Below are 13,068 nucleotides of genomic sequence, written 5' to 3'. Positions count from 1 at the left end.
TCATCGTCGGTCATCGCCGGGGTGGCATCAGGATTTCGCGCAACGGTTGACCGCCGTCGACGAACAGTCGGCCACCGGGCACCAATGCGGCGGCTACGCGCTCCAGCGCGCATCGCCCCGCTTCTGGATGGCGGCCGTCGAGTGCGCCAACACGTACCGCGAAGACGATGTCGAAGGGAGCCTCACCGGGTTCCAGCACGAAATCTTCCGCCGCGATCTGCCGGACGCTCATGCGCCCCCGACGATCTCCTGGGCCGAGGCCGCCTTGGCTTGAGCGATCGCCTTGACGGAACGGTCGATCGCGAGGATGTGCCCCGAAGTCAACCGCGCCGCCACGGCGCGCGCGGCGGCGCCTGGTCCGCACCCGATCTCCAGGACTCGCGCCTGCGGCGTAAGCGGCAGCGCGTCCACGATCCCCGCAAGACGAGGCGAAAGATCTCGTGGCATAGGCCGAGCCTAGGACGAAATCAGTGAGCGGGAACGTGACCGGTCGTGGCGTTCGAAGCCCGACAAGTCGAAGTGTCGCCAGGCGAGCCGCCGTGCTCGCTCAGCCCAGTACTGACAAGATCGCCCCCGACTTGCGTTGTTGCAGGTCAGGGGCGATGCAGCGGAAGCGGGGGATTCGAACCCCCGGTCGCTCTCGCGACGCTCGCTTTCAAGGTCTATGAGTGATCGTTCAGCGCCGGTCGTTGCCGTCACGACCTGGGCCGGAAGGCGAAGGCTGGAACATTGGGGGGATCTGAACGGGCTTGAACTGCAACCCAGACTGCGCACCCCGGGGAGGGCGCCGGCAACGGCGCGAGCCTGGTAAGACTCGCGCTCAGATGCTCCGAGAGCATTCCCGGTGGGCCAAGGCCATGGCCGACAGGCGACGCAAAAACCCCTGGTGGTCTGCGCCTCCTGCCACGGCCACATCCACACTGGGCAGCCAACCACACCGCTCACGCACTAGTCACTGGAGAGCCGGACGATCGGGAAACCATCAAGTCCTTCACTCGGCGGGAGGCCGCGCGGAAAAGACCAGCCCCACGGCTGGCACCTCGCTGCGCGGCCGACCCATCCTGGTTTGCTGACACACCACCGACGCCTGGTCCGAGACTCCGAACGGCGGCCAGAGCATCATGAGGCGATGGTGTGGTGGGCCGTCATGACCCGCCGACTCGCCCGAGAACTCGCCGGGACACCTCCTAAACCACGCTGGGGCCAGCCCAGACCGAACCAGCAAGCCGCATGAAACAGTCCACCAACAGGCTCTAACTCAACATATCCACCACGGCCACGGTGACAGCACCATTGACAACGGCACCTTCCCGTTGGTTGGAGCAGCGGCGCCCCACCGAGCGTGATCCAGACCGGCCGCGCCTACCGTAGGGTCTCATCGGCGGTGACACGTCGATCTTGCATGCCCTGGCGTTTTCTCGGTTCGGGAAGCAGTGGGATGTTGCGCCTGCTGATCTGTTCGGCTGTGTGCCGTGCCTGGATGGTGACGGCGTGCAGGAAGTTGGCGAACGGGACCCGGGTCCCGGAGGCGGGGCCGATGGCCCAGATCCGTTCCAGGCCGCGGTCTTGTGACAGCACGACTCCGAGGTCTGCGCGAACGTCTGCGGCGCTGCAGGCCGAGAGCGGCGGATCCTTCAGGTAGAGGGTTCTCCCGTCGGAGTGCAGGGCCGGTGGCTGGAACCCGGTCGCTGACACCACGAGGTCGTACGCGTCCACGTCCACCGAGTCCATGTCCCGAAGGACAATATCTCCCACCTCCAGGCGAGCGAGAAGACGGCGTGCCACAGGGAGCAGCATGGCGGTGGCGTAGCGCCAGACAAAGCGATCCTTGGCCACAGGTAGGGCTCGCAGGTTGAGGAGGTCGAGGATGCCGACGATGGAGTCCTGCCATGGGCAGAGGTCCATCTCGGCCAGGCGGATCTCCTCCCGCAGCCTGTCCAGCGGTTCCACCGCCTGGGACAGCTGCCGCTCCAATGGGGGCTGCCGTTGCTGAGGCAGTCCTGGTCGACCATCTCGTAGAGGTTGGCTGGGGAGCCGATGGCGCTGATGTTGATCGGATTCATAGGGGTGCGCGTCCGGACGGCGGGGAACTGGCCGGAACGGGAGGCCATCACGACACGGCTACCCGTCGAGCAAAGGATCATGGCCGCGTCGATTGCGGACAACCCCTGCCCCACCACCAGCGCGCAACCGGTCATTCGTCGGCCTGGTCGATCACGATGCTGCGAGAAGCGTGCTCGCGGATGACTCCGGCAAGCTCGTCCAGAGTTTTAGCCAGCAGTTCGCAATCGTCCGCGCTGCACCGCCCTTCCGGGAGGTAATGGGCGGCGTCGTCAAGCAGCCATTGCGCTTTCCGCAGAAAGCCTGCCAACGTGCGATCCTCGGGAACTGTCGAGCGAGGCTTTCTGTCTGCTTCGTTTTCTGATGCCGCAAGAGACACCATCACACAAGGAACGCATGGATCGCTGGGCGGCGGTTTATCGCTGGTAGGCGTCTTGGTGGGGTCGCTAGTCTCTTCGATGCTGCTCGGATGGAATTTCAGGCGACACCACGATTCAACTTGCTCAGGCTTACTTGCAGACACCGCGCGATGCGCTACGCGAAGCGAATTAACGACGATGCCCGGCTTGTACTGGAACCATTGCATGGAGGAACCATTCCTTGAAATGGGCGCAAAGAAGTACCCCGCGAAAGGGGAATGTGGCAACAGGTCGCTACCGGCGAACGAGATTCGCCGGTAGCGCTAGAAGGGCTGGCTTAACAGCCGAAAGTGCAGGTGCAAGTCCAGATCGCTACAGTTAGCGACTATATTCGTGTCGAATTTTCCATTCGATTTCGAGGATCGACCATATTTCCGAGTCGCGCCAAGACCCGTTCGTGAACACGTGATCTCGTAGCGTTCCTTCGTGCTGAAAGCCAAGATTTTGGACGAGTCGAATCGAGGCGGCGTTATCGGGTCCGATCGGGGTCCGATCAAAGCGACAATGCGGTGAAGGTTCCAGTCGCGAAGTCATGCGGCAACGATCGTACGGATCGCATCGGACGCATAACCGCGCCCCTGGGCCTCTGGAACGAGCGCGTAACCGAGCAATCCCGCCTGCACTCCATCGCGGGCAAGTCGAACGAATCCTACGATCCGTTGCTCTCCGTGCGGCACGATGCCCAGGTACCACTCAGATCGGGGCTCTTCGGTTTGGCGGGTGAGAACGCCGGACAACATGCTTTGCGCTTCATCGCGTGACCGGCTGTCGAATGAAAGCCACTTCGTGACACGCGGATCTCCTACAAGCCGGTGCACGTCGTCGATATCTTCGGGCGGTCCAGCCCCTGAGAGTTACTTTATCCCCGTCGAGCCTGATCACTGCGTAAGTCCCTTCATTGAGGTGATCTCGGTAAGAAGTGGCTGAAGGCGGCCTGCCGGAATGGGTGTGTGATCGGGTAGGGCTGGCCTGGGGAGAGTGGGACGTGGGGTCCCTGGTAGAAGAAGTTCGACCAAGAAACGATCTTCGACCAGGGAAGGCCCCACGTGGTCACGTACCAAACTCGATGTTCCCCGTGAACTGGTGCTCTTCCTCAGCAAGCTGCTGGCCGGTGAACGCCGCCGGAAAGGGACCCGCAAGGGGCGCCGGGCGTTGACCACGTTCTGGCAGGCTGTGCTGGTCCTGCGGTGGTTCCGCGACCGCACCGACACCACCAAACTGGCCCGCGATCACGGTGTCGCCCGCGCGACCGGCTACCGGTATGTCGACGAGGGCATCGAGGCGCTGGCCGCGCAGGCCCCGGATCTGCACGACGCCCTGCAACGGGCCAAAGACAACGGCGACGCCTATCTGATCCTGGACGGCAAAAACTTCTCCTCCGACCGTCTCGGCGAAAAGACCACCAGCGCCAAAGGCACCGAGATCGACCTGTGGTACTCCGGGAAAACCCGCGAACAAGCCGGCAACATCCAAGCACTGACGGACCCGGACGGGTTCCCGCTGTGGGTCTCCGACGTCGAGCCCGGGTCCGTCCACGACATCACCGACGCTGAAAACCACGTCCTCGGCGCCCTGTACTGGGCTTACTCCCAGCTCGACCTGCCCACCCTGGCCGACGGCGGCTACCAGGGTGCCGGAGCCGGGGTCCTCACCCCGATCAAACACCCCAAAACCAGCAAAGGCCGCCCACTCGACGTCGACAACCAGACCTACAACAAACTGCTGCGCGGCCTGCGCGCCCTCGGCGAACGTGGATTCGCCCTGCTCACCGGCCGTTGGCGCGCCCTACGACACTTCACCACCAGCCCCCGCAAAATCGGCCCCATCGTCAAAGCCGCACTCGTACTCACCCAATTCGAACACGGCCGACTCGCATAACCCCCTACTGAGATCACCTCATTGGGAGTTCTGTGAACGCTTCAATCTGAGCGCGTAGGTTGTTTGCTTCGGAAGCGTCTGTAGTGCGCAATTCGCGGTGAACAGCGCTAACGCACTTGATGATCCCGTTGATTCTTTGGTCGACTGGCAGTTCCAGGACCGGTCCGATGGCTTCCGTGGCTCCGTCGACCGCGCCGTCGGCAATTCGTGCACGCGCGAGCGCGGCATTCGATCCGGCCGCATCGCCGAATGCCCAATCAGGGGTCGCAGTGTTTGCGTAGCCAGCCGAGGCGCGTTCGGCATATTCAACGGCTAGAGCGCGCTGATCGGGCAGTTCTACAAGTGCGTCGGCAGCGTAGTAGTCGCCGCGCAGCTTAGTGAATGTGGCGAGGCCGCCCAGGCCATCAAGCTCGTCGTGCTGGATCCGCGACCAGGAATCTTCGCCTTGCCGTATCGCTTCGAGCACGCCATCTGAGTTACCCATCGCGGCGTGAGCGCGTGCGGAGAGGTAGTACAGCCAGGCGCTATTGGAGGAACTAGCGCCGGCGGTTAGGCCGCGCTGAGCCGGCTGACCAGGGAAAACGCCACTTGTAGTTCTTCCGGCACCGCTACGGAAGAACTACGGAAAAAAGACCAGCCCCGACTTCTTCCGTACTTCTTCCGAAACCATCCCGGAAAAACTCCCGACCACAACCCCGCAGGTCACAGCTCATTCAATGGGACTTTCTCCGTTTTTCCGTTTCTTCCGTAGCCCTGGCTACCACCAAACGAAGCCCGCTCGCCCCCAGGAAGGAACCACCTATGTCCACCGTCGACCAGTCGCGCGTCCTGCTCACCGTCGAAGCCGCCGCCGAACGCCTCAGCATCGGCCGCACGAACATGTACGCCCTCATCAAGTCCGGACAGGTCGCCAGCGTCCGAATCGGCAACCTCCGCCGCGTACCCGCCGACGCCCTGACCGCATACGTCCGTCAACTCACCGCCGACCAGATCCAAGCCGCCTGATCACGAAAGGACGAGACACCTTGGCACGCAAGAAACGCCCCGAAGGAACCCGCCGACCCAACGGCGCAAGCTCCATCTATCTCGGCAGCGACGGGAAATGGCACGGATGGGTCACCGTAGGTGTCCGCGACGACATCAAGCCCGACCGTCGCCACGTCAAGCGGACTGACGAAGGCGACGTAATCGAGGCCGTGCGCAACCTCGAAAACCAGCGCGACGCTGGGAAGGTTCGCAAGCCGGGCCGCGCCCGAGAAATGGCTTACGCACTGGGTCGAAAACATCGCAGCACCTTCGGTCCGCAGGAACACGCTCGGGATACAGGGCCGCCGTGTACGGCCACCTGATTCCCGGAATCGGCGCGCACCGAGTCGACAAGTTGCAGCCCGAACACCTGGAGGCGCTTTACCGGAAATTCACCAAGAAGAAGGGGAAACACGGGAAGGTGCTGAAGCCCGCGACTATTCACCAGGTGCACCGGACGGTCCGAACGGCATTGGGTGAGGCAATGCGGCGCGGACACATCACCTCGAACCCGGCGGAAATCGCGCGACCGCCACGAATCCCAGAGGAGGAGATCATTCCGTTCACGAAAGACGAGGCGGCGCGAGTTCTTCGCGCGTGCCAGGCACGACGCGATGGCGTTCGGTTCGTCATAGCAATGACGCTGGGGCTTCGGAAGGGTGAAGCTCTGGGGCTGCAATGGCGAGACATCGATTTCGCGGCCCGCACCTTGGCCGTTCGCCGATCGCTCCAACCGGTGAAATGGCACCACGGCTGCACGTCGGAAAACCCATGCGGACACCGGCACGCCGGGCATTGTCCGCAACGACACGGCGGGGGCGCAGTTCCGCAGGAAGTGAAGTCGCGGGCCGGGCGGCGCACCGTCGCGATGCCGGCACCGATCGTCGCGGCGCTGAAGGAGCACCAGCGAAACCAGCTGCGCGAACGCGAGCAGGCCGGAAACCTCTGGCACGACGAGGGATGGGTGTTCGCGAACCCGTTCGGCAGGCCGGTTCATCCGCGAACCGATCATAGTGAATGGAAGGCGCTCCTGAAGGACGCAGGAGTGCGGGACGCGCGGCTCCACGATGCCCGGCACACGGCGGCAACGATGCTGCTCGTGCTGGGGGGTACCTGGCCGGGCCGTCATGGAAGTGATGGGCTGGAGCCATGTCAGCATGACGTCGCGGTACCAGCACATGACGACCGAGCTGATGACCTCGATCGCGGACCAGATCGGCGGCTTCTTCTGGGCTGACGAAGCGGAAGACGAGGACGGAGAGGACGGCTCGGCGGCCTGCCCCGTGGTGGTCTGACGGGTGCGACTGCAACCCGATTTGCAACCCCGCCAAGGAAATGCCAGGTGAGTACATATGCCTCACCTGGCATTTTCCCTGGTCATCGAGCGGAAGCGGGGGGATTCGAACCCCCGGTCGCTCTCGCGACGCTCGCTTTCAAGGCGAGTGCATTCGGCCGCTCTGCCACGCTTCCACGCCGCAGCGTAGCCAACCCTCGAAGATCCGCCTACAGCGGTCCGGGTCAGTCCAAGCCGCGCAGGTGGGTCGTCAGCCGCTCGAAAACCGTGCCCAGGACCTTCATCTCGTCGGGCTCCAGCAGGTCGATCATGTGCGCTCGGACGCCCGCGACGTGCGTGGGCGCGGCTTCACGCAGCTTCGCCAGCCCCTCGTCGGTGAGCACCGCGAGCACACCCCGGCCGTCGCTGGGGCATTCGTCCCGGCGGACCAGCCCGGCCGTTTCCAGGCGGCGGATCTGGTGCGAGATCCGGCTCTTGGAGTGCGCGATCTGGTTGGCCAGTTCGCTCATCCGCATCCGCAGGTCGGGTTGCTCGGACAGGCTGACCAGGATTTCGTAGTCCGCGATCGAGAGTCCGTGGGTGAGCTGCAGTTCGCGGTTGAGCCGGTACTCCAGCAGTGCGCTGCCGACGATGTAAGCGCGCCAGGGTGCCATTTCGTACTCGCCCAGCCACTTGGCTCGCTGCTCGGTCGCCTCGGTCACGCGGTCAGGTTACCGGCAGGTTGACGGTACTGGTGCAGGTTCGGAAATACCGAAAAATAATTTGCTTCCTAACCATTCAGTCCGAGTACGATCGGGTCGTGCCCGGTTTCCTGGAGCGAGATCCGCAGCGCATGCCGTTGAGCCGGCTGGTGGGCCTGACCGGCCGGCGGTTGTCGCAGTACTGGGAGCAATCGGTGGCGCGAAGCACCGACCTGAGCCAGACGGCGCTGCTGGCGCTCACCGCGATCGAAGACCAGGACGGCCGAACGCACCGCGAGGTGGCCGAGAGCTGCTGGGTGCGCCCGGCGACGCTGACCCCGGTCATCGACGCCCTGGAGTCCGACGGGTTGCTGAGCCGGCAGCGCGACACCGCCGACCGGCGCGTGGTCCGGCTGCGCATCACACCGGCGGGGCGGGCAGCGCTGGACGACGCGTGGCGGGGGGTTCGCGCGGAGTTCCGGCGGATCGACCCGGGCACCAGTCCGGACGAAGATGCCCTGATCCGTAAATACCTGCTCGCGATCCTGAGCGGTCTCAACGAGAGAGAAGGCGGATGTGACCACAGCGGTTGAAGTGACCGACCTGGTCAAGCGCTACCCGAAGGCCAGGAACAACGCGGTGGACGGGCTCAGCTTCGCGGTGGAGGCAGGGGAGATCTTCGGGCTGCTCGGCCCGAACGGCGCCGGCAAGACCACCACCGTCGGCATCCTGACCACCAGGGTCCTGCTGACCAGCGGAACCGCCCGCGTCGCGGGGGTCGACGTGGCGGCCGACCCGGTTGCGGCCCGCAGCAAGGTGGCGGTCGTGCCGCAGCGGGTCAACCTGGACCGCTCGTTGAACGCCCGCCAGAACCTCATCTGGCACGCCGCGTACCACGGCGTCGCCCGCGGCGAGCGGAAGCGGCTCGCCGACGATCTGCTCGACCGGATGGGCTTGGCGGAGAAGGCGAAAGCCCGCGTCGACGACCTCTCCGGCGGCCAGGCGCAGCGGCTGATGATCGCCCGCGCACTGATCCACAAGCCCGAGGTGCTGTTCCTGGATGAGCCGTCCACCGGGCTCGACCCACAGGCCCGGCTGTTCGTCCACGACCGCATCAACGACCTGCGATCCGAGGGCGTGACGGTCGTGCTCACCACCCACGACATGGACGAGGCGGAGAAACTGTCCGACCGGGTCGGCGTCGTCGACCACGGCAAGCTGCTGACGCTGGACACCCCGGAGGCGCTGATCAAATCGCTGCCGGGCAGCGGCACGGTGGACGCCACGCTGCGCACCAACGGCTACGACCCGGCCAGGGTCGCCGAGCTCTTATCCGATGTGGCCGGTGTGCAGCGGGTCGAGCAGATCGGTACCGGCACCAACCAGGCCGGGGAAGCCGAGCTGCGCTTGCGCCTATACGTGGGCGAGGAGCCCGCCGCGCTGCTCGGCCCGGTCGCGCAAACCCTGCACGAGCAACGGGTTTCGGTCAGCGACCTGTCGCTGGGATCGGCGACGCTGGAAGACGTCTTCATCGACCTGACCGGGAGGGAACTGCGATGAGTCCTGTCCGCGCATTCACCGCGGTGCTGGGCCGCGACGTGTTCGTGACCGGTCGGGAGCTCCCGAGCTTCCTGGCGCAGGTGCTGGTGCAGCCGGTGGCGCTGCTGTTCATCTTCGGCAAGGTGCTCAGCGAGCTCGGCTACGCCCAGCCCGGCTACGCGCAGATCCTGCTGCCGGGCATGATCGCGCTCAACGCGTTCCTGGTGTCGCTGCAGAACACTTCTTTCCCGCTGGTGCTGGACTTCTCGTTCTCCCGGGAGATCGAGGACCGGCTGCTGGCGCCGCTGCCGATCAGCTGGGTGGCGGTGGAGAAGATGCTGTTCGGCGCGCTGCGGGGGCTGCTCGCGGCGGTGCTGATGGTGCCGATCGGGATGGTGATGCTGGGGGACATCAACTGGAACCTCGGCGGGCTGGCGTTCGCGCTGCTGTGCATGGTCCTGGGCTCGCTGTCCGGCGCGGCGGTCGGCCTGACGGTCGGAGCGGCGGTGCCGCCGCGGCGCATCAACATCATGTTCGCGGTGATCCTGGCGCCGCTGATGTTCACCGGGGCGACCCAGTTCCCGTGGGCGCAGCTTGAACATCTCCGCTGGTTCCAGGTCCTCTGCGCGATCAACCCGCTGACCTACGTCAGCGAAGGCATGCGCGGAGCGCTCCTGCCGGAGGTCCCGCACATGCCGGCCTGGATCTGCGTCCTGGCCCTGCTGATCGCCACGGTGGTCTTCGGAGCCCTCGGCATCAAGTTCTTCCTCCGCCGAGCCCTCGACTGACGTTTGGGTGTTGTTTGGAGGTGGAGCGAACGGCCTGTTCGCCTCGATAGGAGCCTGTTGCGTTTTCGGCGAAAACGGCTGAACCGAAGTACCAAATCAGTCTCGATCGCCGCCGTTTGTCCGCCAGTGGCCATCTCAGCCGTGATCGATCGATCACGGTCCGTGGTGGGCGTAATTTTGCAACAGGCTCTTAGCTTGGGTTTTAACCTGCTTGCTTCTTTCCGGCGGGTTGCCGGGTGTCCGTTTTTTCGGTTTTTTTGCGGACGGGATGGCGTTGAGCAGGACCGGAGCGGGAGCCTGGGGGCCGCCCTGGGCCGGGCCGGGTGGGTTTCGGCACACGCGCGGGGGTCCCGAGACGATCATGGATGTGGCGAAACCCGCGGCGTACCCGGTGCGGGCTTAACGGCCGGTCTGGCTCGGGGCGTCGTTCCCAGGGACGCCGCAGGTCCGTGGTGAGGTTGCGGGCGAGTCTGAGTTGGGTGTAGGCGGCGATCGTCAGCCAGGTCCACCGGTCCTGCTGGGCGGGTGTGCGGGTTTTCGCCGCGGTCCAGCCCAAGGTCGACTTGGCAAAACGGAAGAAATGCTCGATGTCGAACCGCCGTAGGTAGACCCGCCACAGCATGTCCAGATCCAGTGGGACGCCCTCGGGGGCGGCCCACCACAGCCACAGGTCCTTGTGCGGGGCGCGTCCGTCGGGCAGGTGTTCCACGCGGACGTGCACGACCGTGCCGGTGACCACGGGTAGTTCGCTACGGTCGGCGAACCAGCCGCGGGCTTGGATCTTCGGCGACAGCCCGGACCAGGCATGCACCTCAACCCGTCCGTAGCGGTCGGTGTCCACGGTCAGCGTGGCGTCCGGGGTGTGCCAACTGGTGGGGCTGGCGCACTCGAAGCGGGCGCCGTATTTCGGTGGCCGCCCGGTCCTGCCAGGCACCCGCGGCGGCGGTGGGCGGTGAAACACCCGATCGTCACGGTCGAGACGGATCAGCAGTTGCACGTCCACATCAGACACCGCGTCGGTCATCGCGGTAGCCGGATAACCAGAGTCCATCACCACCATCGGTGGAAGGCGGCCCGCTCCACCCGTGCGCCCGGCGGCGCGCAGACGAGTAGCCAACTCCCGGATCTGGGCGGCGGTCACCGCCACGAGATCATCGTCGGGATCCATCCGGACCGCATCCACCGGCGACACCCACGACGAACGACCCCACTGGATGCCCGCAAGCCACGCATAGTTCCAGCCAGGGATCGTCTTACGGTCACCGTCACAGCGACACGACGTATGACAGTGACCGCGATCCGCCGAGCACTCCGCATCCGGTCGCGGGCACACGGTCACATCAGCGGTGAACAGAAGCGGTCCCTCGTCCGCCGCGGCAGGCAACCCATCCACCAGCACATCCCGTACCCCGGCGGCGTCGATCTCCCCGGCCGCCAACGCGTCGTACAACGCGCCATGCCCCCGCCGGAACACCGGCGACAGCGACAACTCCACCAACGAGGTCACCGGCCGCTCACCGCAGGACACCGCATCGCAGAGCACGAACAACGCATCCGCCCGAGCCGACAGACACCGGTAAAACCCATCCCGGAACCCGGTCACAGCCCCGAACTCGACCGCCTGGCGGTCATCCTGCACACTGATCACGACAGCCCTTGGTTGATCTTCTTCTTTCGTCAGAAGCATGATCACCCAAGGGCTGTTCCCATGATCAACCGGGGCCACAACAACACCCAAAGGTTAAAACCCAAGCATAGGTGAAGTGAACGGTCCGTTCGCTCCGCCAGCCCATCACCGGTCCAGGTGACCGGCCTTGACCCTGGCCAGGAACCCGGCCCAGGAGTGCTGGTTCACGCATAACGTGCCGCCGTCGCGGTCCTTGGTGTCGCGGATGTAGGTCGCCGACTCACCGATGGCCAGCTCGACGCACTGCCTGGGACCGCTACCGCTCCGGCTGCTCTTGCGCCAGTTCATGGCAGATCACTCCAACGCTCTTGCTCTCGCACTGAGCGACTTCGCCGACTCCTCGGAGCTCAGTGCAGAAGAGGCGATCTCTTCGAACATGTCCGAAAATCGGTTCACGTCTTCGACATTCTCCACCCACGCGCCACCTGCGGCGGAATCTACGTAGACGGCAGGTGGATCGTCAGAGCTGTGGTACCCAATGAGAGTGAAGCCGCCGCACATGTTCCCGTACGAGCCCGCTGAGAAGGGCACGACCTGGATCGTGATGTTGTCCTGCTCCATCACTGTGATCAAGTGGCGCATCTGCTCGGCCATGATCTCGTCGTTGCCGACGGTTCGATGAAGTACCGCCTCGTCGAGCAAGGCATGCAGCTTGAGCGGTGCAGAACCCGATAGCCGTGCCTGTCGACTCAATCGAGCAGTCACATACCGCTCGGCGCTCGAAGTATGGAACTGCTGGCCCTTCGCATTGACAGCACGCACATACGCCGGCGTCTGCAGAAGTCCGGGAACCAGCAGGGGATCCACTGTTCGCGCGGAGTCCGCCTCGGCTTCAGCGCGCAGGAACACGCGGAACGGCTTCGGAGAACCAGCAGGAGTGATCAGGCGAACGGCCCTGTCGCCAGCGTCTTCCCACAGCGCGGCGGCCTCGGCTCGCTGGTCGTCGCTTGCGTTGTAGAGCGCGAGCAACGCCTGCAATGTCGCCCAGCCGGGCCGAAAGTGGCCGGTCTCGTAGCGGCTCACCGTCGATTCGCCGACACGCAACAAGTCGCTCGCGTGGGCGAGAGTCTGGTCTGCCTCGGTGCGAAGACGAGTAAGTAGCTGACCAAGTCGTTTCTTGCGCCGCGTCGGGGTGGTCGGCATGGCAGGAGCGTAGCGCGACCTGATCGTGGGCGAGCTACACCAGATCGGAGGATTTATAAAGGAGCTATTGCTCCCGATATTTTCCTTGTCAGGATCGAACCTTGAGCTCCGATTGACTGTTTGAGTAGGTGGTGGGGGATGCATCCGTTTCACTGGGTTCCGGCTGCTGGGGCGCGGCACGCGAGTTTGGACGCTCGGCCGGACGGGGCCTTGGCGTATCCGAGCGGGACCGGCGTGCAGACCTTGTGCGGGCAGCGGCTCACGGCCGACAACTCGGAATTGGCTTGGTTGTGGGAAACCTGCCCCGGATGCGATGCCGAAGCGCGGCGGATCTCCGGCGAGGCTCCTCCGTTGCCGCGATGAGCGAGCGCACCAGGGGGCTCGCGACGTTGCTCCGACGGGCCCAGTGGATGTTGGACGACCTGGCTTTCCAAGTCGGCGCAGGCGTTCTCGACGCCGACGACCTCGACGCAGCCGCCTCGGCCCTGGACGAGACGGCGCGGCTGCTGCACGAAACCGCGAACAACGATGCGCGCGCCAGCGCGTAAAAGGA

17 protein-coding genes, 1 tRNA gene and 1 pseudogene are annotated in these 13,068 nt (G+C 64.8%); 8 read left to right on the top strand and 11 right to left on the bottom strand.

What is annotated here, in order from left to right:
- Positions 1–10: 10 nt before the first annotated feature.
- The 5 genes from DL519_RS47425 to DL519_RS50425 form a co-directional block, all read right to left on the bottom strand.
- Positions 11–232 carry a hypothetical protein gene (locus DL519_RS47425; protein WP_223839688.1) on the bottom strand — a complete coding sequence of 74 codons (222 nt, stop codon included), beginning with the start codon at positions 230–232 and terminating at the stop codon, positions 11–13.
- A complete protein-coding gene (locus tag DL519_RS47420; RefSeq protein ID WP_223839685.1) occupies positions 229–447 on the bottom strand; it encodes a methyltransferase domain-containing protein in 219 nt (72 codons plus the stop codon). The genes DL519_RS47425 and DL519_RS47420 overlap by 4 nt, the downstream gene beginning before the upstream one ends.
- 915 nt (positions 448–1,362) lie before the next feature.
- On the bottom strand, positions 1,363–1,974 hold the full coding sequence (locus tag DL519_RS29365) for an FAD/NAD(P)-binding protein (RefSeq protein WP_190819581.1): 612 nt from the start codon (positions 1,972–1,974) through the stop codon (positions 1,363–1,365).
- A 220-nt stretch (positions 1,975–2,194) separates the two neighbouring features.
- A complete protein-coding gene (locus DL519_RS29360; RefSeq protein WP_190819579.1) occupies positions 2,195–2,647 on the bottom strand; it encodes a hypothetical protein in 453 nt (150 codons plus the stop codon).
- Between the two features lie 363 nt (positions 2,648–3,010).
- Positions 3,011–3,307 (bottom strand): GNAT family N-acetyltransferase, encoded by a 297-nt coding sequence (locus DL519_RS50425; protein WP_223840375.1) that lies wholly within the window; start codon positions 3,305–3,307, stop codon positions 3,011–3,013.
- 253 nt (positions 3,308–3,560) lie between these two features.
- Here DL519_RS50425 and DL519_RS29350 point away from each other — a divergent pair, with 253 nt between their 5' ends.
- Positions 3,561–4,358 (top strand): transposase family protein, encoded by a 798-nt coding sequence (locus tag DL519_RS29350; RefSeq protein ID WP_190824282.1) that lies wholly within the window; start codon positions 3,561–3,563, stop codon positions 4,356–4,358.
- 13 nt (positions 4,359–4,371) lie between these two features.
- Here DL519_RS29350 and DL519_RS29345 read toward each other — a convergent pair whose 3' ends face one another.
- Complete coding sequence (locus tag DL519_RS29345; protein WP_190819577.1) at positions 4,372–4,842, bottom strand: hypothetical protein; 471 nt, start codon at positions 4,840–4,842, stop codon at positions 4,372–4,374.
- A gap of 317 nt (positions 4,843–5,159) precedes the next feature.
- On the opposite strand from DL519_RS29345, the gene DL519_RS29340 reads away from it, so the two are divergent.
- Positions 5,160–5,363, top strand: coding sequence for an excisionase family DNA-binding protein (locus tag DL519_RS29340; protein WP_190819575.1), 204 nt, complete (start codon positions 5,160–5,162; stop codon positions 5,361–5,363).
- Between the two features lie 20 nt (positions 5,364–5,383).
- A pseudogene (locus DL519_RS29335) lies at positions 5,384–6,679 on the top strand (tyrosine-type recombinase/integrase).
- A 90-nt stretch (positions 6,680–6,769) separates the two neighbouring features.
- Here DL519_RS29335 and DL519_RS29330 read toward each other — a convergent pair.
- Positions 6,770–6,854, bottom strand: a tRNA-Ser gene (locus DL519_RS29330).
- Between the two features lie 48 nt (positions 6,855–6,902).
- Positions 6,903–7,379, bottom strand: coding sequence for a MarR family winged helix-turn-helix transcriptional regulator (locus DL519_RS29325; protein ID WP_397544984.1), 477 nt, complete (start codon positions 7,377–7,379; stop codon positions 6,903–6,905).
- A gap of 98 nt (positions 7,380–7,477) precedes the next feature.
- Here DL519_RS29325 and DL519_RS29320 point away from each other — a divergent pair, with 98 nt between their 5' ends.
- Genes DL519_RS29320 through DL519_RS29310 form a run of 3 tightly spaced genes read left to right on the top strand, consistent with a single transcriptional unit; the run spans position 7,478 to position 9,685 of the window.
- Entirely contained in the window at positions 7,478–7,951 is a 474-nt protein-coding gene (locus tag DL519_RS29320) for a MarR family winged helix-turn-helix transcriptional regulator (RefSeq protein ID WP_223839682.1), read from the top strand.
- On the top strand, positions 7,935–8,918 hold the full coding sequence (locus DL519_RS29315; protein WP_190819574.1) for an ABC transporter ATP-binding protein: 984 nt from the start codon (positions 7,935–7,937) through the stop codon (positions 8,916–8,918). Before DL519_RS29320 ends, DL519_RS29315 begins: the two co-directional genes overlap by 17 nt.
- The gene (locus DL519_RS29310) at positions 8,915–9,685 is read left to right on the top strand and encodes an ABC transporter permease (RefSeq protein WP_190819572.1); all 771 of its coding nucleotides are present in this window, start codon (positions 8,915–8,917) and stop codon (positions 9,683–9,685) included. The genes DL519_RS29315 and DL519_RS29310 overlap by 4 nt, the downstream gene beginning before the upstream one ends.
- Before the next feature lie 202 nt (positions 9,686–9,887).
- Here DL519_RS29310 and DL519_RS29305 read toward each other — a convergent pair whose 3' ends face one another.
- The 3 genes from DL519_RS29305 to DL519_RS29295 form a co-directional block, all read right to left on the bottom strand.
- The gene (locus DL519_RS29305; protein WP_223839680.1) at positions 9,888–11,333 is read right to left on the bottom strand and encodes an NF041680 family putative transposase; all 1,446 of its coding nucleotides are present in this window, start codon (positions 11,331–11,333) and stop codon (positions 9,888–9,890) included.
- Between the two features lie 144 nt (positions 11,334–11,477).
- A complete protein-coding gene (locus DL519_RS29300) occupies positions 11,478–11,660 on the bottom strand; it encodes a DUF397 domain-containing protein (RefSeq protein ID WP_190819570.1) in 183 nt (60 codons plus the stop codon).
- A gap of 6 nt (positions 11,661–11,666) precedes the next feature.
- Positions 11,667–12,515: a helix-turn-helix domain-containing protein gene (locus DL519_RS29295; RefSeq protein WP_190819568.1), complete on the bottom strand. Its 849-nt coding sequence runs from the start codon at positions 12,513–12,515 to the stop codon at positions 11,667–11,669.
- Positions 12,516–12,653: 138 nt separating this feature from the next.
- Between DL519_RS29295 and DL519_RS29290 the strand changes: the two genes are divergently transcribed.
- Both DL519_RS29290 and DL519_RS29285 read left to right on the top strand, forming a co-directional pair.
- Positions 12,654–12,878, top strand: coding sequence for a zinc finger protein (locus DL519_RS29290; protein WP_190819566.1), 225 nt, complete (start codon positions 12,654–12,656; stop codon positions 12,876–12,878).
- Positions 12,875–13,063: a hypothetical protein gene (locus tag DL519_RS29285; RefSeq protein ID WP_190819564.1), complete on the top strand. Its 189-nt coding sequence runs from the start codon at positions 12,875–12,877 to the stop codon at positions 13,061–13,063. The genes DL519_RS29290 and DL519_RS29285 overlap by 4 nt, the downstream gene beginning before the upstream one ends.
- Positions 13,064–13,068 lie beyond the last annotated feature (5 nt).

The sequence above is a fragment of the Saccharopolyspora pogona genome, from assembly GCF_014697215.1.
In the GTDB taxonomy this organism is placed as follows: domain Bacteria; phylum Actinomycetota; class Actinomycetes; order Mycobacteriales; family Pseudonocardiaceae; genus Saccharopolyspora; species Saccharopolyspora hattusasensis.
The sequence above is the reverse complement of the archived record's forward strand: the minus strand, read 5'-3'. Positions and strand labels throughout refer to the sequence as shown.

Excerpts from the sequence above, each read along its gene's own strand:
- DL519_RS29285 (WP_190819564.1), top strand. The coding sequence starts at position 12,875 with ATGAGCGAGCGCACCAGGGGGCTCGCGACGTTGCTCCGACGGGCCCAG.
- DL519_RS29290 (WP_190819566.1), top strand. The coding sequence starts at position 12,654 with ATGCATCCGTTTCACTGGGTTCCGGCTGCTGGGGCGCGGCACGCGAGT.
- DL519_RS29310 (WP_190819572.1), top strand. The coding sequence starts at position 8,915 with ATGAGTCCTGTCCGCGCATTCACCGCGGTGCTGGGCCGCGACGTGTTC.
- DL519_RS29345 (WP_190819577.1), bottom strand. The coding sequence starts at position 4,842 with ATGGGTAACTCAGATGGCGTGCTCGAAGCGATACGGCAAGGCGAAGAT.
- DL519_RS29300 (WP_190819570.1), bottom strand. The coding sequence starts at position 11,660 with ATGAACTGGCGCAAGAGCAGCCGGAGCGGTAGCGGTCCCAGGCAGTGC.
- DL519_RS29360 (WP_190819579.1), bottom strand. The coding sequence starts at position 2,647 with ATGCAATGGTTCCAGTACAAGCCGGGCATCGTCGTTAATTCGCTTCGC.
- DL519_RS47420 (WP_223839685.1), bottom strand. The coding sequence starts at position 447 with ATGCCACGAGATCTTTCGCCTCGTCTTGCGGGGATCGTGGACGCGCTG.
- DL519_RS47425 (WP_223839688.1), bottom strand. The coding sequence starts at position 232 with ATGAGCGTCCGGCAGATCGCGGCGGAAGATTTCGTGCTGGAACCCGGT.
- DL519_RS29340 (WP_190819575.1), top strand. The coding sequence starts at position 5,160 with ATGTCCACCGTCGACCAGTCGCGCGTCCTGCTCACCGTCGAAGCCGCC.
- DL519_RS29295 (WP_190819568.1), bottom strand. The coding sequence starts at position 12,515 with ATGCCGACCACCCCGACGCGGCGCAAGAAACGACTTGGTCAGCTACTT.